Annotated in this window: 13 protein-coding genes and 1 tRNA gene; 8 read left to right on the forward strand and 6 right to left on the reverse strand. The window is 64.2% G+C overall.

Annotation, left to right across the window (positions count from 1 at the left end):
- Nucleotides 1-25: 25 nt before the first annotated feature.
- From H3H36_RS01485 to H3H36_RS01495, 3 genes are all read left to right on the forward strand, one after another.
- On the forward strand, nucleotides 26-1,252 hold the full coding sequence (locus H3H36_RS01485; RefSeq protein ID WP_182213200.1) for a molybdopterin molybdotransferase MoeA: 1,227 nt from the start codon (nucleotides 26-28) through the stop codon (nucleotides 1,250-1,252).
- 36 nt (nucleotides 1,253-1,288) lie between these two features.
- Complete coding sequence (gene moaD / locus H3H36_RS01490) at nucleotides 1,289-1,546, forward strand: molybdopterin converting factor subunit 1 (protein WP_182213950.1); 258 nt, start codon at nucleotides 1,289-1,291, stop codon at nucleotides 1,544-1,546.
- 121 nt (nucleotides 1,547-1,667) lie between these two features.
- Nucleotides 1,668-2,906 (forward strand): TIGR03862 family flavoprotein, encoded by a 1,239-nt coding sequence (locus tag H3H36_RS01495; protein WP_182213201.1) that lies wholly within the window; start codon nucleotides 1,668-1,670, stop codon nucleotides 2,904-2,906.
- A gap of 39 nt (nucleotides 2,907-2,945) precedes the next feature.
- Here the strand turns inward: H3H36_RS01495 and H3H36_RS01500 are convergent, their stop codons facing one another.
- The 6 genes from H3H36_RS01500 to hpnC form a co-directional block, all read right to left on the reverse strand.
- Entirely contained in the window at nucleotides 2,946-3,758 is an 813-nt protein-coding gene (locus tag H3H36_RS01500; RefSeq protein WP_182213202.1) for a head GIN domain-containing protein, read from the reverse strand.
- Nucleotides 3,759-3,762: 4 nt separating this feature from the next.
- A complete protein-coding gene (locus H3H36_RS01505) occupies nucleotides 3,763-4,536 on the reverse strand; it encodes a DUF1700 domain-containing protein (RefSeq protein WP_182213203.1) in 774 nt (257 codons plus the stop codon).
- A gap of 16 nt (nucleotides 4,537-4,552) precedes the next feature.
- Nucleotides 4,553-4,678, reverse strand: a complete 126-nt coding sequence (locus H3H36_RS27300; RefSeq protein ID WP_255461760.1) for a hypothetical protein — start codon at nucleotides 4,676-4,678, stop codon at nucleotides 4,553-4,555.
- Nucleotides 4,679-4,795: 117 nt separating this feature from the next.
- Nucleotides 4,796-6,181: a hydroxysqualene dehydroxylase HpnE gene (gene hpnE, locus H3H36_RS01510; RefSeq protein WP_311196556.1), complete on the reverse strand. Its 1,386-nt coding sequence runs from the start codon at nucleotides 6,179-6,181 to the stop codon at nucleotides 4,796-4,798.
- Nucleotides 6,174-7,007 (reverse strand): presqualene diphosphate synthase HpnD, encoded by an 834-nt coding sequence (gene hpnD, locus H3H36_RS01515; RefSeq protein WP_182213204.1) that lies wholly within the window; start codon nucleotides 7,005-7,007, stop codon nucleotides 6,174-6,176. Before hpnD ends, hpnE begins: the two co-directional genes overlap by 8 nt.
- Before the next feature lie 80 nt (nucleotides 7,008-7,087).
- Entirely contained in the window at nucleotides 7,088-7,927 is an 840-nt protein-coding gene (hpnC, locus tag H3H36_RS01520; RefSeq protein WP_182213205.1) for a squalene synthase HpnC, read from the reverse strand.
- Between the two features lie 230 nt (nucleotides 7,928-8,157).
- On the opposite strand from hpnC, the gene H3H36_RS01525 reads away from it, so the two are divergent.
- The 5 genes from H3H36_RS01525 to clpP all read left to right on the forward strand — a co-directional run bounded on the left by H3H36_RS01525 (nucleotide 8,158) and on the right by clpP (nucleotide 14,725).
- Nucleotides 8,158-9,309 carry an efflux RND transporter periplasmic adaptor subunit gene (locus H3H36_RS01525; RefSeq protein WP_182213954.1) on the forward strand — a complete coding sequence of 384 codons (1,152 nt, stop codon included), beginning with the start codon at nucleotides 8,158-8,160 and terminating at the stop codon, nucleotides 9,307-9,309.
- Nucleotides 9,309-12,419 (forward strand): efflux RND transporter permease subunit, encoded by a 3,111-nt coding sequence (locus H3H36_RS01530; protein ID WP_182213956.1) that lies wholly within the window; start codon nucleotides 9,309-9,311, stop codon nucleotides 12,417-12,419. The genes H3H36_RS01525 and H3H36_RS01530 overlap by 1 nt, the downstream gene beginning before the upstream one ends.
- A 163-nt stretch (nucleotides 12,420-12,582) precedes the next feature.
- Nucleotides 12,583-12,669 (forward strand) — tRNA-Leu (locus H3H36_RS01535).
- Between the two features lie 35 nt (nucleotides 12,670-12,704).
- On the forward strand, nucleotides 12,705-14,045 hold the full coding sequence (tig, locus tag H3H36_RS01540; RefSeq protein ID WP_182213206.1) for a trigger factor: 1,341 nt from the start codon (nucleotides 12,705-12,707) through the stop codon (nucleotides 14,043-14,045).
- Between the two features lie 62 nt (nucleotides 14,046-14,107).
- Nucleotides 14,108-14,725 (forward strand): ATP-dependent Clp endopeptidase proteolytic subunit ClpP, encoded by a 618-nt coding sequence (clpP, locus tag H3H36_RS01545; protein ID WP_182153523.1) that lies wholly within the window; start codon nucleotides 14,108-14,110, stop codon nucleotides 14,723-14,725.
- Nucleotide 14,726: the final 1 nt, after the last annotated feature.

A 14,726-nucleotide genomic window follows, 5' to 3' on the forward strand; every position in this document is an offset into this window, starting at 1 on the left:
GCGAGCGCGAAGGAGTACGCCAACCATGAGCGAATACAAGCCCAAACCGCTGCTGGCGGTGAGCGAGGCGCTGGCCTTCATGCTGTCGGCCGCGCGGCCCGTGGCCGAGGTCGAGGTCATTCCCACGCTGGAAGCCAATGGCCGCGTGCTGGCCAAGGCCCAGGTGTCGGAGATGAACGTGCCGGGGCAGGACAATACGCAAATGGACGGCTACGCCGTGCGCGCGGCCGACTGCGCCGATGGTGCGGCCACGCTGACGGTGTCGCAGCGCATCCCGGCTGGTCATGTCGGCCAGCCGCTGCTGCCTGGCACGGCGGCCCGCATTTTCACCGGCGCGCTGATCCCGGAAGGGGCGGACGCCGTCGTCATGCAGGAGCAGTGCGAGGCGACCGGCAACCTGGTGACGGTGCGCCACGCGCCCAAGCCGGGCGAGTGGATACGCCGCGCCGGCGAGGACATCACCAATGGCAGCATCATCCTGCCAGCAGGTACCCGGCTGCGCAGCCAGGAACTGGGGCTGGCCGCCTCGGTCGGCCTGGCGCAGCTGCCGGTGCGGCGCAAGCTCAAGGTGGCCGTGTTCTTCACCGGCGACGAGCTGACCATGCCGGGCGAACCGCTGGCGCCGGGCGCCATCTACAACTCCAACCGTTTCACGCTGCGGGCGCTGCTGGAAAACCTGGGCTGCGAGATCAGCGACTATGGCATCGTGCCTGATTCGCTGGACGCCACCCGTGCCGTGCTGCGCGACTGCGCGCAGCAGAATGACCTGATTATCACCTCCGGCGGCGTGTCCGTCGGCGAGGAAGACCACATCAAGCCCGCCGTGGAGGCGGAAGGCAAGCTCAATATGTGGCAGATCGCCGTCAAGCCGGGCAAGCCGCTGGCCTTCGGTGAGGTGCAGAAGGCGTTCTTCGTCGGCCTGCCGGGCAACCCCGTGTCGAGCTACATCACCTTCCTGATGTTCGTGCGGCCCTTCATCCTGCGCCTGCAAGGCGTGGAGGATCCCCGTGCACTGACGCCGCGCGCCTATCCGCTGCGCGCCGATTTCGACTGGACCAAGCCGGACCGACGCAACGAATTCCTGCGCGCCCGCTTCAATGACAAGGGCGGCCTCGACCTGTTCACCAACCAGAGTTCCGGCGTGCTCACTTCCACGGTCTGGGGCGATGGCGTGATCGACAACCCGCCCGGCCGCAGCATCATGGCCGGTGACACGGTACGATTTATACCGTTTAGCGAATTGCTGAATTAGTTCAATATTGAACCATTTTTAAAGATAGAAATGACGATGAATATTACGCTGCGATTCTTTGCCAGCGTGCGCGAAACCCTCGGCACCTCGACCGAAACGCTGGCGCTGCCCGCTGGCGCCGCCACCGTGGGCGACGTGCGTGCGCACCTGGTTGCGCGTGGCGGTAAATGGGCCGCCGCGCTCGGCGAAGGCCGCGCCTTGCGCATGGCCTGCAACCAGGTGATGTGCGCGGCCGACACCGCCTTGAGCGAAGGCTGCGAAGTGGCCTTCTTCCCGCCGGTGACGGGCGGCTGACCACCAGACATACCACACCGCCACCCGAACTGGAACTGCCGCATTCACTATCCGCCTTGGACTGACAGCCGCCACGCCAGTTTCGGGTCCGGCGTTCAACGACAGTTTTCGGATCGGCGCCATGCAGTCCAGCACCCCACAATTTCGCGTCGCCGTGATCGGCGGCGGCCCCGCCGGCCTGATGGCGGCCCAGACCCTGGCACAGGGCGGGGCGCAGGTCGACCTGTACGACGCCATGCCCTCCGTCGGACGCAAGTTCCTGCTGGCCGGGCGCGGCGGCATGAACATCACCCACGCCGAACCTTATTCCGACTTCGTCACCCGCTACGGCAAGGCCGCCGAAGCGCTGCGCCCCATGCTCGACGCGTTCGGGCCGCAGCACGTGCGCGACTGGGTCCATGGCCTGGGCGTGGACACCTTCGTCGGCACCTCCGGCCGCGTGTTCCCGACTGATATGAAAGCGGCGCCGCTGTTGCGCGCATGGCTGCACCGGCTGCGCGAGCAGGGCGTGCAGTTCCATATGCGCCATCGCTGGCTGGGCTGGCGCGACGGCGCGCTGCTGCTGGCCAGTCCGGAAGGCGAGCTGGCGGTGCGGGCCGATGCCGTCATTCTTGCGCTTGGCGGCGCCAGTTGGGCGCGGCTGGGATCGGATGGGGCGTGGTTGCCATTGCTGGCCGGGCGCGGCGTGGCACTGGCGCCACTGGTGCCGGCCAACTGCGGTTTCGACGTGGACTGGAGCGGGCATTTCAGCAGCCGCTATGCCGGCCATCCATTGACCACGGTCGCCATTCTGTCAACCGACGCGCACGGCCAACCGCTGCGCAAGCAGGGGCAATTCGTGGTGACGGCGGGCGGTGTCGAAGGCAGCCTGATTTACGCCTTGTCGGCCGCGCTGCGCGACCAGATCGCTGCCGAGGGCAGTACCACCATCTATCTGGACCTGCTGCCCGATCTGAGCCAGCAACGGGTGCTCGACGAGGTGAGCCGCCCGCGTGGCGCCCGCTCCATGTCCAGCCACCTGCAAAGCCGCCTGGGCATCAAGGGCGTGAAGGCGGGCTTGCTGCGCGAATGTGTCGGCGCCGAGGACTATGCCGATCCCGAACGGTTGGCGCGCGCCATCAAGGCGCTGCCGGTGCGCTTGCTGCGGCCGCGTCCCATCGACGAAGCAATCAGCAGTGCCGGCGGCGTGCGTTTCGATGCGCTGGATGGCACCATGTTGAAGGCGGTGCCGGGCGTGTTCGTGGCCGGCGAAATGGTGGACTGGGAAGCGCCAACGGGCGGCTATCTGCTGACGGCCTGCCTGGCTGGCGGACTGGCGGCGGGGCGGGAAGCGCTGGCCTGGCTGCGCAAGGCGCGCTGAAAGCAGCGCTGGCGCCGCTGCCTGTGCGAGTTCAGGCCGTCACTGATCCCACGTCACTTCGCCTGATCCCGTGCGGCTGACGTTGCGGTTGTCTGGATTGCCGTGCACGCGGATATCGCCGCTGCCGCGCAGGGTCAGGTCGGCCTTCTGCTTGGCGAACACCGCCGTCGTGCCCGAGCCGTTCAGGTTCACGCTGACCTGGTCCGAGGCCAGGTGCTGGGCGTCAAGATCGCCCGATCCCGTCAGCTCCGCGTTGAGCGTCTTGCAGCTGCCGCTGGACGTGATCTGCCCCGAGCCGACCATTTCCAGCGCCACGTTCTCGCTGTTGCCCGCGTTCAGGTTCAAGTCGCCCGTGCCATGCACGCCGGCGGCCAGGTTCTTGTAGCGGCCATTGAAGGTCACGTTGCCCGATCCGTGCAGGGCCAGCTTGAATTTCTCGCCACTGAAACCATTGACAGTGGCGTCGCCGCTGCCGTGCACGTTCAGCTCGCGCAGGTCAGGCAGCACCATCACCACCTGCAACGGCAAACGGTGGTGCAGCAGCATGCCCTTGGGGCCGATGTGGACCGTGTTGCCGTCCAGTGCGGTCTCCACGTTACCCAGCAGGCGCTGTTCACCGCGCACTTTCATGTAGGGCGTGTCGCCTTGGGTCAGCGTCAGGTCGATCGGGCCATTGAGTTCGACGATATTGATTTCCTTGCCGATCTTGCGCACTTCGCTGCCCGGCGCGCGGCCGGCGGCACTGGACGGGTTGCTGCGTCCGTACGAGCGCAGCATGCTGTAGGACACGCCGATCAGCAGGAATGCCAGCAGCAGCAGGCTGGCGGCGACTTTGAGTAATCCTCGCGTCATGGCGTCAACCTCCCCGCAGCAGCGACATATTCATATGCGCGTAGCGTTTCAGCCCCGCCACGGTAAACCGCGTGACGACCAGGCTGACCAGGCACAAGGCGATGCCAGCCAACACCATGCCCAGGCCCACCAGCGCCTGCGTGGTGCGCGCGCCCTTGTCGAAATCGGTCGTCACGCGCAGGTCGCCATTGGCCATCGCTTCGGCACGATCCAGCAAACGCGGGCCCGGGCGCGGTTCATCGTTGCCCTCGGCCGGTGGGGTGTCGACAAACATGTGGATACCCATCTTGCTGATGGCCATGCGCGCTTCCAGGGTCGGATCGTCCGGCCCGTCATGGTCGATGATGGCCAGTTGCCGCAGTGGGCCTTCCAGTGCCAGCTCGTTCTGGCCCGACAGGCCGCTGGCCGTGACGGCGATGCCGCAAATGTAGAAGCCGAACGCGCTGGCGTAGACGGCCATCAGCAGCGCCGCGTAGACCATGGCCGGAATGACCATGAACAGGTTGAACAGGGCCAGCCCGGCGAACGACATCAGCATGCGCAGCAGCGTCGCCGGATTCCTGCTTTGCTCGTAGGCGTGCAGATGGCGGTTGGCCCGCAGCGTCATGGCGATCTTGCGCGGTTCATCCAGTGCGCGCGCGATCTCCGCCTCGCTGCGGCCGGCCACCAGGCCGTCGATAAAACGCTGCTCGTAATAAGCCAGGGTCTTGGCCACCGTGTCCGGCGGCAAACCCGTCATGGCCCGCTTGAGGGCATCCAGATAGTCCTGTTTGTTCATCTTGTTGCTGCTTCACTTATCGCTTATGCAATTGCGCGCTGTTTTGCGCCGCCGCCAGCTGTTCCATTTGCACGATGGCCGCCGTGCTGGCCACCACGAGCGTCAGCACGGCGATGATTTTGATGCCGAGCGCGATGTTCATTCCTGCCTCCGACCCAGTGTGACTGCCGATGATGCGACTGTACGCATGTGCCCCAGCATGGGCCAGCGCCGTGCGACAGGATGCGCATTTGGCGGGGCAGGCGACCGAAACCGGGGATCAGGCCGGCGCGTTCCACAGGCTGGCCGCGGCGCCCACGCCACTGCGCACGGCCGATTCCAGCGTGGCCGGATAGTCGCTGGCCGTGTAATCGCCGGCGATGGCCAGCCGCGCCAGCCCGGTGGCGTTGCCGGGACGGTCCAGCCCCGGCGCGCAGGCGAACGTGGCGCGCTTTTCCGTAATCACCTTGAACCACAGGGGCTGGCCCAGCTCGGGACGCTGGAACACGTCCGCCAGTTGCACGGCGATGGCTTCAGCCAGCAAGGCCTGCCCCTGTTCGGCGGCCGGGCCCGAGGCGCTGACAACGACGGCCAGCAGGCCGGCGTTATGCGCATCGAGCTGGCCCCGGTCGAATACGAACTGGCCCCATTGATAGCGCTCCGGCGCATCGAGCAGGGCGAAGAAGGGCAGGTCGAGCCGCACCTCCTTGGCGTATTGCAGGTAGCAGGTGGTGATGGCTTCCGGTTCGAACGCCGTCAGGCGCGCGCACAGGGCGTTCAGGTCGGCGTCCGGTATGCCGTGCAGCAGCACGGCCGCCTGGCTGGCCGAGGTCGCCAATACCACGCCATCGAACGGTGCGTCCCACTGGCCGCCCACGGCTTCGCCACTGGCGCTTACTTGCCAGCGGCCGTCGTGCAGCCGCGCCAGGCCATGGACCTTGGCCCCGGTACGCACGGCGCCGGCGTGCGATCGCAGCCAGCTTTCGGCCGCCGCCGGGAACAGGGTGGTGAGGTCGGCGCGTGGCAGCAGCATGTCCGAGGCGCTGCGGCGCGCACCCAGGCTGTCGCGCAGTACGTTCAGGAACACCTGGGCCGAAGCCCGCTCCGGCGGCGTGTTGAGGGCGGCCAGGCACAGCGGGCGCCACATCAGCTGGATCAGGCGCGCGCTCTGGTCGAACCGTTCCAGCAGTTCCGATACGCTGCAATCCTGGTGCAACTGCCAGCCCATCCAGCGCGCCGTGGTGGAAAAGCGTGCCAGGCTCAGCTTGTCTTCGCGCTGCAAGCCCTTGGCGCGCAGCAGCGCGCCCAGCAGGTGCAGCGGGGCAGGCAAGGGGAGGCTCGGCGCGACAAAATCCATGCCGCCGCTGCCTGGCGGGTAGCGCATCTGCAGCGGCAGCTTGAGCAGCGCCTGCTGGTCGCGTACGCCCACCGTCTTCAGCAGGCGCAGCGTTTCGCGGTAGGCGCCCAGCATGATGTGCTGGCCGTTGTCGAGCAGGGCGCGGTCGGTAACGACGCGCCGCGCGCGCCCACCAAGCACGCGGGCCGCTTCGAACAGGGTGACCGTGCAGCCCTGGCGGGCCAGTTCCACGGCCGCCGCACAGCCCGCCCAGCCGCCGCCAACGACGGCCACGCTGCGCACGGCCAGCCCCGGTTCCTGCTTAACCACGGATATAGGTCTTCCACGCCAGCCACAGCTTGCGGATCGGCGTGAGCGAGATGCGTTGCTTGAGCACCTGGTAACCGTCCGCTTCCACCTCCGTCAGCAGCGTGCGGTAGATGGCCGCCATCATCAGGCCGGGGCGCTGGGCGCGCCGGTCTTCCTTGGGCAGCAGGGCGAACGCTTCGTCATAGGCGGCTTGCGCGCGGGCGACCTGGAACTTCATCAGTTGCTCGAAGTTCTCGCTGTGCTTGGCGTTGAGCAGGTCGGCCGCCGTCACGTTAAATTGCTGCAGTTCGTTGATGGGCAGGTAGATGCGGCCCTTGCGCGCATCCTCGCCCACGTCGCGGATGATGTTGGTGAGCTGGAAGGCATGGCCCAGCTTTTCCGCGTATTGCAGCGTTTCCGGACGGGTGGCGCCGAAGATGCTGGCCGACAGGATGCCCACCACGCTGGCCACGTGCCAGCAATAGCGCGTCAGCGCCTTGTAATCGAGGTAGCGGCTCTGGTTCAAGTCCATCTCCATGCCATCGATGATGGCTTGCAGGTGTTTTTCCTCGAGCCGGTAGGGCGCCAGGTGGGGTTGCAGCGCCTGGGTGACGGGGTGCGATTGCTTGCCCTCGTACATGCCGGAGATTTCCTTGCGCCACCAGGCCAGCTTGATGCGCGCCACGGATTCGTCCGTGCATTCATCGACCGTGTCATCCACTTCGCGGCAGAACGCGTACAAGGCCGTGATGGCGCGGCGCCGTTCCGGTGGCAAGAACAGGAAACTGTAGTAGAAACTGGAGCCGCTCTGGGCGGTCTTTTGTTGGCAGTATTCGTCGGGGGACATGGTCGTTGTTGCTAGGTGTGACTATCGAAGGCGCTATTCTATAGGACGGCGCCCGTTGCAAAGGCGGTTGGCGCGGATTCTTATGTCAGCCCCAGGGTTTTCATGGTCTTTTTCATGCGCGCGGCGCGCCAGAAGATGGCCAGCCAGTCGCGCTTGACCAGTTGCGGGCGGCGGCGGAACACGTCGTACTCGACTGCCTCGATGGCGTCCAGGATCCGCAGGCCGCCTTGGACCACCATGCGCAGTTCGAAGCCGATGCGGCCCTGCAGGCGCAGCGCCAGCGGGGCGCCGCTGAGCATCAGGGCGCGGGCCCGTTCCACTTCCATCTTCATCATGGCGCGCCAGCGCGGGCGGGCGTCCGGATGGTCGAGCGCGGCCGGCGAGATGGCGAAGCGGCTCAGATCCTCGAGCGGGATGTAAATGCGTTCCTTGTGGGTGTCGATCGCCACGTCCTGCAGGAAGTTGATCAGTTGCAAAGCTGTGCAGATGGCGTCGGAATCACGCACATTATCCTCGTCGGCCTGGCCGTACAAGCTCAGCATCAGCAGTCCGACCGGGTTGGCCGAGCGGGCGCAGTAGTCGAGCAGGGCGTCGTAATTGGCGTAGCGGGTCACCAGCACGTCCTGTTTGAATGCCGACAACAAATCGTAGAACGGGCGCATCGGCAACGCATGCTGGCGGATGGCGGCGGCCAGCCGGGCGAACAACGGTTCGTGCGTCTCGGCGCCCTGTTCTATGCGCGCCAGCGCCGCCTCGTAGGCGGACAACGCGGCCAGGCGCTGCTCTGGCGTGGCCTCACCCTCGTCGGCCAGGTCGTCGGCGCTGCGGGCGAAAGCGTAAATGGCTTCCACCGCCGGACGCAGCCGGCGCGGCAGTAATACCGATGCAACGGGGAAATTTTCGTAATGTTCGACGGGCATAGAGGGACTATTCAAATAAATGACGCAAAAGTCATTTGCAAACAAATGCAGGCGGTTTATAATTACTTAACGGAAAGTCATTAATTTCCAACGTGTAATAGTAGTGGCATCTTGAATCCACAGCAAGTTTTTGGCTGGCCGGTCATGCACCGATGAGACAGGATGAGCAACGTGTTGCCGTGAGATAAATTCGAACCGCCCGCATAGTAAAGGAAAATACCGTGTCCGCCATGAAATACCTGCGCTTGCAGCCATCCATACCGATCGCGACGCTGATGGTCTTGTCCATCGCGCTGAGCGCCTGTTCCAAGCCGGCGCAGAAGACGGAGGATATCCGTCCCGTGCGCGCCATTGTGCTGGCCAGCAGTGACGTCGATGTGAACGCCGAGTTTTCCGGCGAAGTCCGGGCCCGGGTCGAATCGCGCCTGGGCTTTCGCGTGGGCGGCAAGATTGTCAGCCGCAAGGTTGACGTGGGCACGCTGGTCAAGCGTGGCCAGGCCCTGATGGAACTCGATCCGCAAGACTTGCAACTGGCCCAGGCGCAGGCGCTGGCCGGCTTGCGCGCGGCCGAGACCAGCCGCGACCTGGCCAGTGCCGAACTGAAGCGCTACCAGGAGTTGCGCGCCAAGAACTTCGTCAGCCAGGCCGTGCTCGATGCCAAGGATTCCGCCTTCAAGGCGGCCCAGGCCAGCGTGGATTCGGCCAACGCGGCCTATCGGGGCCAGACCAACCAGGCCGGCTACGCCAACCTCGTGTCCGACATCGACGGCGTGGTGACGGCCGTGGACGCGGAAGTGGGGCAGGTGGTGGCGCCCGGCACGCCCGTGGTGCGCGTGGCCAAGGCCGGCGAGAAGGAAATCGTCATCGGTCTGCCGGAAGATAAAGTTGAAACGCTGCGCCACGTGCCCGACGTGCAGGTGCGCCTGTGGGCCGACCCCGGCAAGTCCGTGGCTGGCAAGATCCGTGAGATTTCGCCCGTGGCCGATCCGTCCACGCGCACCTACACGGTCAAGGTGTCCATTCCCGACAGCCTGACCGAAGCCAAGCTGGGCATGACGGCCGTGGTGCAGTTCGCCTCCAAGACGCCGGTGCCCCAGATCAAGGTGCCGTTGACGGCCCTGTTCTATGAAAAAGCGGCCACCTCCGTGTGGGTGGTGGAAAACGGCGCGGTCAAGCTGGTGCCGGTCGCCATCGGCGGCGTGGCTGGCAATGAGCTGGTGCTGACCAAGGGCGTGGCGCCCGGCCAGACGGTCGTCACGGCTGGCGTCAATCTGCTCAAGCCAGGCCAGAAAGTGAAAATCCTGGGCAACGACCTGCCTGCCAAGCCGGCCCGTCCGGTCGGCGCCAGCGCCGCGCTGGGCAACGGTGAGGCGGCCATATGATGAAGGGCGGCTTCAACCTGTCGCGCTGGGCGCTGGAACACATCCCGCTCACGCGCTACCTGATCGCCGTGCTGCTGATCGGCGGCATGCTCAGCTACACCAACCTCGGCCAGGACGAGGACCCGCCGTTCACCTTCCGTGCCATGGTGGTGAAAGCCATGTGGCCGGGCGCCACTTCGCTGCAGATGGCCGAGCAGGTGACGGACAAGCTGGAGAAGAAACTCCAGGAAACTCCCGACATCGACGAGATTTCCAGCTACTCCAAGCCGGGCGAGACGGTCATCATCCTCAAGCTGCGCGAGTCGGCGTCGCCCAAGGATACCAACGCGTCCTGGTACCAGGTGCGCAAGAAGATCGGCGACATCCGCGGCACCTTGCCGCCTGGCGTGATCGGCCCCTTCTTCAACGATGAATTCGGCGACACCTTCGGCTCCATCTTCGCCTTGTCCGGCGACGGCTTCACTTACGCCGAAATGAAGGATTACGCCGACTTCGTGCGCCAGCAACTGCTGGGCGTGCCGCTGGTGTCCAAGGTGGAACTGTTCGGCGTGCAGGACGAGAAGATCAACATCGAGTTCTCGCACAAGAAATTCGCCCAGCTCGGCATCCCGTTTGAGGCCATCGTCAACCAGATCGCGACCCAGAACTCGGTGGAATCGACCGGCGTGCTGGTCACGCCCACCGACAACCTGCAAGTGCGGGTGACGGGCGCCCTGAAGACGGTCAAGGACCTGGAGGAGCTGGAATTGCGCGCCAACGGTACCACGTTCCGGCTCGGTGACTTTGCCACCGTCAAGCGCGAATACCAGGACCCGCCACAGGACAAGATGCGCTACAACGGCAAGGAAGTGATCGGCCTGGGCGTGTCGATGGAGAAGGGCGGCAATATCATCCGCATGGGCGAGGGCCTGCAAAAGACCGTGGACCAGTTGCGCGCCAAGCTGCCCGTGGGTATCGAGCTGGAGCGCGTGTCGAACCAGCCGGCGGCTGTGACGGCTTCCGTGGGCGAATTCGTTCACACGCTGATCGAAGCCGTGCTGATCGTGCTGGCCGTCAGCTTCCTGTCGCTGGGTCTGCACAGCAAGCCGTTCCGCCTGGATGCGCGTCCCGGCCTGGTGGTGGCGCTGACAATACCGCTGGTGCTGTCGGTCACCTTCCTGTTCATGCGCATGCTCGATATCGACCTGCACAAGATTTCGCTGGGCGCCTTGATTATTGCGCTGGGCCTCCTGGTCGATGATGCGATTATTGCCGTGGAGATGATGGTGCGCAAAATGGAGGAGGGCATGTCCCGCTTCGAGGCGGCCACATTCGCCTACACCTCCACTGCTTTGCCCATGCTGACGGGCACGCTGATCACGGTAGCCGGTTTCCTGCCCATCGGGCTGGCCAAGTCGGCGGCCGGTGAGTACACGTTCTCCTTGTTCTCGGTCAACGCGCTGGCCCTGGTCATCTCGTGGGTGGTCGCCGTCGTGTTCACGCCCTACCTGGGCTACGTGCTGCTCAAGGTCAAGCCGCATGCCAACGGCCACCATGAACTGTTCGACACGCCCGGTTTCCGCAAGTTCCGCGCCGTCGTCAACTGGTGCGTGGAATACCGCAAGACCACCATCGCTGCCACCTTGCTGGTGTTCGCGCTGGGCGTGTATGGTTTCAATTTCATCGAGAAGCAGTTCTTCCCCGATTCCAGCCGGCCGGAACTGATGGTGGAAATGTGGACGCCGGAAGGCACGACCTTCGCCGCCAACGAGGCGCAGGTGAAGAAATTCGAAGCGTTCGTTTCCAAGCTGGATGGCGTGGTCAGCGTGACCAGCTACGTGGGCACGGGCAGCCCCCGTTTCTATCTGCCGCTCGACCAGATCTTCCCGCAGACCAACGTGTCGCAAATCGTCGTGCTGCCCAGGGACTTGCATGCGCGTGAAGCCGTGCGCAACAAGATTATCGACATTTTCAAGACCGACTTCCCGGAAGTGCGCGGCCGCGTCAAGCTGCTGCCCAACGGTCCGCCCGTGCCTTATCCTGTCCAGTTCCGCGTGACGGGCGAGCAGGTGGAGAAGGTGCGCGCCATCGCTGACGAGGTCAAGGACATCATGCGTGCCAACCCCAACACGGTGGGCGTGAACGATAACTGGAACGAGTCGATCAAGGTGTTGCGCCTGGACCTGGACCAGGACAAGATGCGTGCGCTGGGCGTGACGTCGCAGACGGTGATGCGCGCCGCCAACACCATCCTGTCGGGAACGACGGTGGGCCAGTTCCGCGAGAACAACAAGCTGATCGACATCCAGGTGCGTCAGCCGTTGGAGGAGCGCAACACGATCTCCGTGCTCAACGATACGAACATTCCTACGGCCAATGGCAAGTCCGTCACCATCAGCCAGCTGGCGCGCGCCCATTTCGTGTGGGAGCCGGGCGTCGTGTGGCGTGAGGGCAGGGAATGGGCCATCACCGTGCAAACGGACGTGGTGGACGGCATCCAGGGGCCGACTGTGTCCGGCCAGATCAATCCCAAGCTCGACGCCTTGCGCGCCCGCTTGCCGGCCGGCTACGCCATCACCGTCAAAGGTGCGGCGGCCGACAGCGGCGCAGCGGAAGCGTCGATCGCGGCCAATCTGCCGCTGGCCATCTTCATCATCTTCACGCTGTTGATGCTGCAATTGCACAGCTTTTCGCGCGCCCTGTTGGTGTTCCTGACCGGGCCGCTCGGCGTGGCGGGCGCGGCCATGGCCTTGTTGCTGCTGCACCGGCCGCTGGGCTTCGTGGCCAACCTGGGCATCATCGCCTTGTTCGGCATGATCATCCGTAACTCCGTGATCCTGGTGGACCAGATCGAGCAGGACATCGCCGCCGGCCACGAACCGTGGGATGCCGTGGTGGAATCGGCCGTACGCCGTTGCCGCCCCATCATCCTGACGGCGGCGGCCGCCGCGCTGGCCATGATCCCCCTGTCGCGCTCCGTGTTCTGGGGGCCGATGGCGGTGGCCATCATGGGCGGCCTGGTGTTGGCCACGGCGTTGACCTTGCTGTTCCTGCCGGCACTGTACGCGGCCTGGTTCCGCGTCAAAAAACCGGTGCGCGGCGCGGACAAATTAGCGGTAAATAAAGCGTAAATAAACGAAAGTAGGCGAGGTGTTGGCGATAAGTTAAAAAACGCCACATTTCGCCGAAAAACCCGTTAGAATACCGCGTTGAAGTTGAAAGCTCCCACTGCGAGGCGGGATAGGGCGACCGTTTTCACTTACGGGTCGCCCTTTGCTTTTGTGCAAACATGCCGCGAGGATGGCGAAATTGGTAGACGCACCAGGTTTAGGTCCTGACGCCAGCAATGGTGTGGGGGTTCGAGTCCCCCTCCTCGCACCAACTGTATAGATTAATTTTTTGGACGATTTTTAAACATGGCAACTGCAGTCGAAACCTTGGGCAAACTCGAACGTCGTATCACGATCTCCTTCCCGCTGACTGATGTCCGCACGGAAGTGGAGAAACGCCTGAAAGTGCAAGCCAAGTCGGCTCGTGCACCTGGCTTCCGTCCGGGCAAAGTTCCTATGAAAATGGTCGCAGCACAATATGGTTATCAGATCGAAACCGAAGTGCTCAACGATAAAGTGGGCCGCGCGTTCAACGACGCCGCCAATGAAAACAACCTGCGCGTTGCTGGCTACCCACGCATCGAACCCAAGAACGACGCGCCTGAAGGCCAGCTGACCTTCGACGCGACGTTCGAAGTGTACCCAGAGGTCGTGATCGGCGACCTGACCGCCGTGGAAATCGAAACCGTGAAGTCGGAAGTGACCGACGCCGAAATCGACAAGACCATCGAAATCCTGCGCAAGCAGCGCGTGCACTACCACACCAAGGGCGAAGCCGGTGAGCACGGCGACGGTGGCGCGCCGATCGCCGCCAACGGCGACCGCGTGACCGTGGACTTCGTCGGCTCGATCGACGGCGTGGAATTCCCAGGCGGCAAGGCTGACGACTACGCCTTCGTGCTGGGTGAAGGCCGCATGCTGCCTGAGTTCGAAGCGGCTACCGTGGGCCTGAAAGTGGGCGAGTCCAAGACCTTCCCGCTGGCTTTCCCCGAGGACTACCATGGCAAGGACGTGGCCGGCAAGACCGCCTCGTTCACCATCACCCTGAAGAAGCTGGAATGGGCGCACCTGCCGGAAGTGGACGCCGAGTTCGCCAAGTCGCTGGGCGTGGCCGATGGCGACGTCGCCAAGATGCGCGAAGACATCAAGGTCAACCTGGAACGCGAAGTGGCCGGCCGCATCAAGGCCCGCAACAAGGAAGCCGTGATGGAAACCCTGGTCAAGACCGCCACCCTGGACGTGCCACAGGCACTGATCGCCCAGGACACCGAGCGTCTGGCCGAAATGACCCGCCAGGACATGGCGCAGCGCGGCATGAACGTCAAGGATGTGCCTTTCCCACCAGAACTGTTCAAGGACAAGGCTGAGCGTCGCGTGCGCCTGGGCCTGATCCTGTCGCAACTGGTTGGCGAGCAGAAGCTGCAAGCGACCCCTGAGCAAGTCAAGGCCCAGGTGGAAGATTTCGCCCAGAGCTACGAAGATCCACGTGAAGTGCTGAAGTACTACTACAGCGACCGTCGCCGCCTGGCTGAAGTGGAAGCTCTTGTATTGGAAGAAAACGTCGTCAACTACGTCCTGGGCCTGTCGAAAAACTCGTCCAAGGCGATCGCTTTTGACGAACTGATGGGAAGCAACGCTCAAGCGTAATCCAGCTCGGGCTGGCCCCTGTGGCCAGCCCGTCTGCTTCACAAGGAAAGGGAATGACTGGAATGAACCGAAATCCGGCGTTGGACACTGAAATGCTCGGCCTGGTGCCGATGGTGGTGGAACAGAGCGGCCGCGGCGAGCGCTCCTACGACATCTACTCGCGCCTGCTCAAGGAACGCGTGGTGTTCATGGTGGGCCCCGTCAATGACCAGATGGCCAACCTGATCGTTGCCCAGTTGCTGTTCCTGGAAAGCGAAAATCCTGACAAGGATATCTCGCTGTACATCAACTCGCCTGGCGGTTCCGTCTCGGCCGGCCTGGCGATTTTCGATACGATGCAGTTCATCAAGCCTGATGTGTCGACGTTGTGCACCGGCATGGCCGCCTCCATGGGCGCCTTCCTGCTGGCCGCCGGCGCCAAGGGCAAGCGTTTTTCGCTGCCCAACTCGCGCATCATGATCCACCAGCCGTCCGGTGGTTCCCAGGGCCAGGCGTCCGATATCGAAATCCAGGCCAAGGAAATCCTCTACCTGCGTCACCGCCTGAACAGCATCCTGGCGGAGCGTACGGGCCAGACGATCGAGCAGATCGCCAAGGACACCGACCGCGACCGCTTCCTGTCGGCGGAAGAGGCCACCGAGTACGGGTTGATCGACAAAGTGTTGACTTCCCGCGCTTGAT

This window comes from Rugamonas fusca (assembly GCF_014042365.1).
GTDB lineage: Bacteria > Pseudomonadota > Gammaproteobacteria > Burkholderiales > Burkholderiaceae_D > Rugamonas > Rugamonas fusca.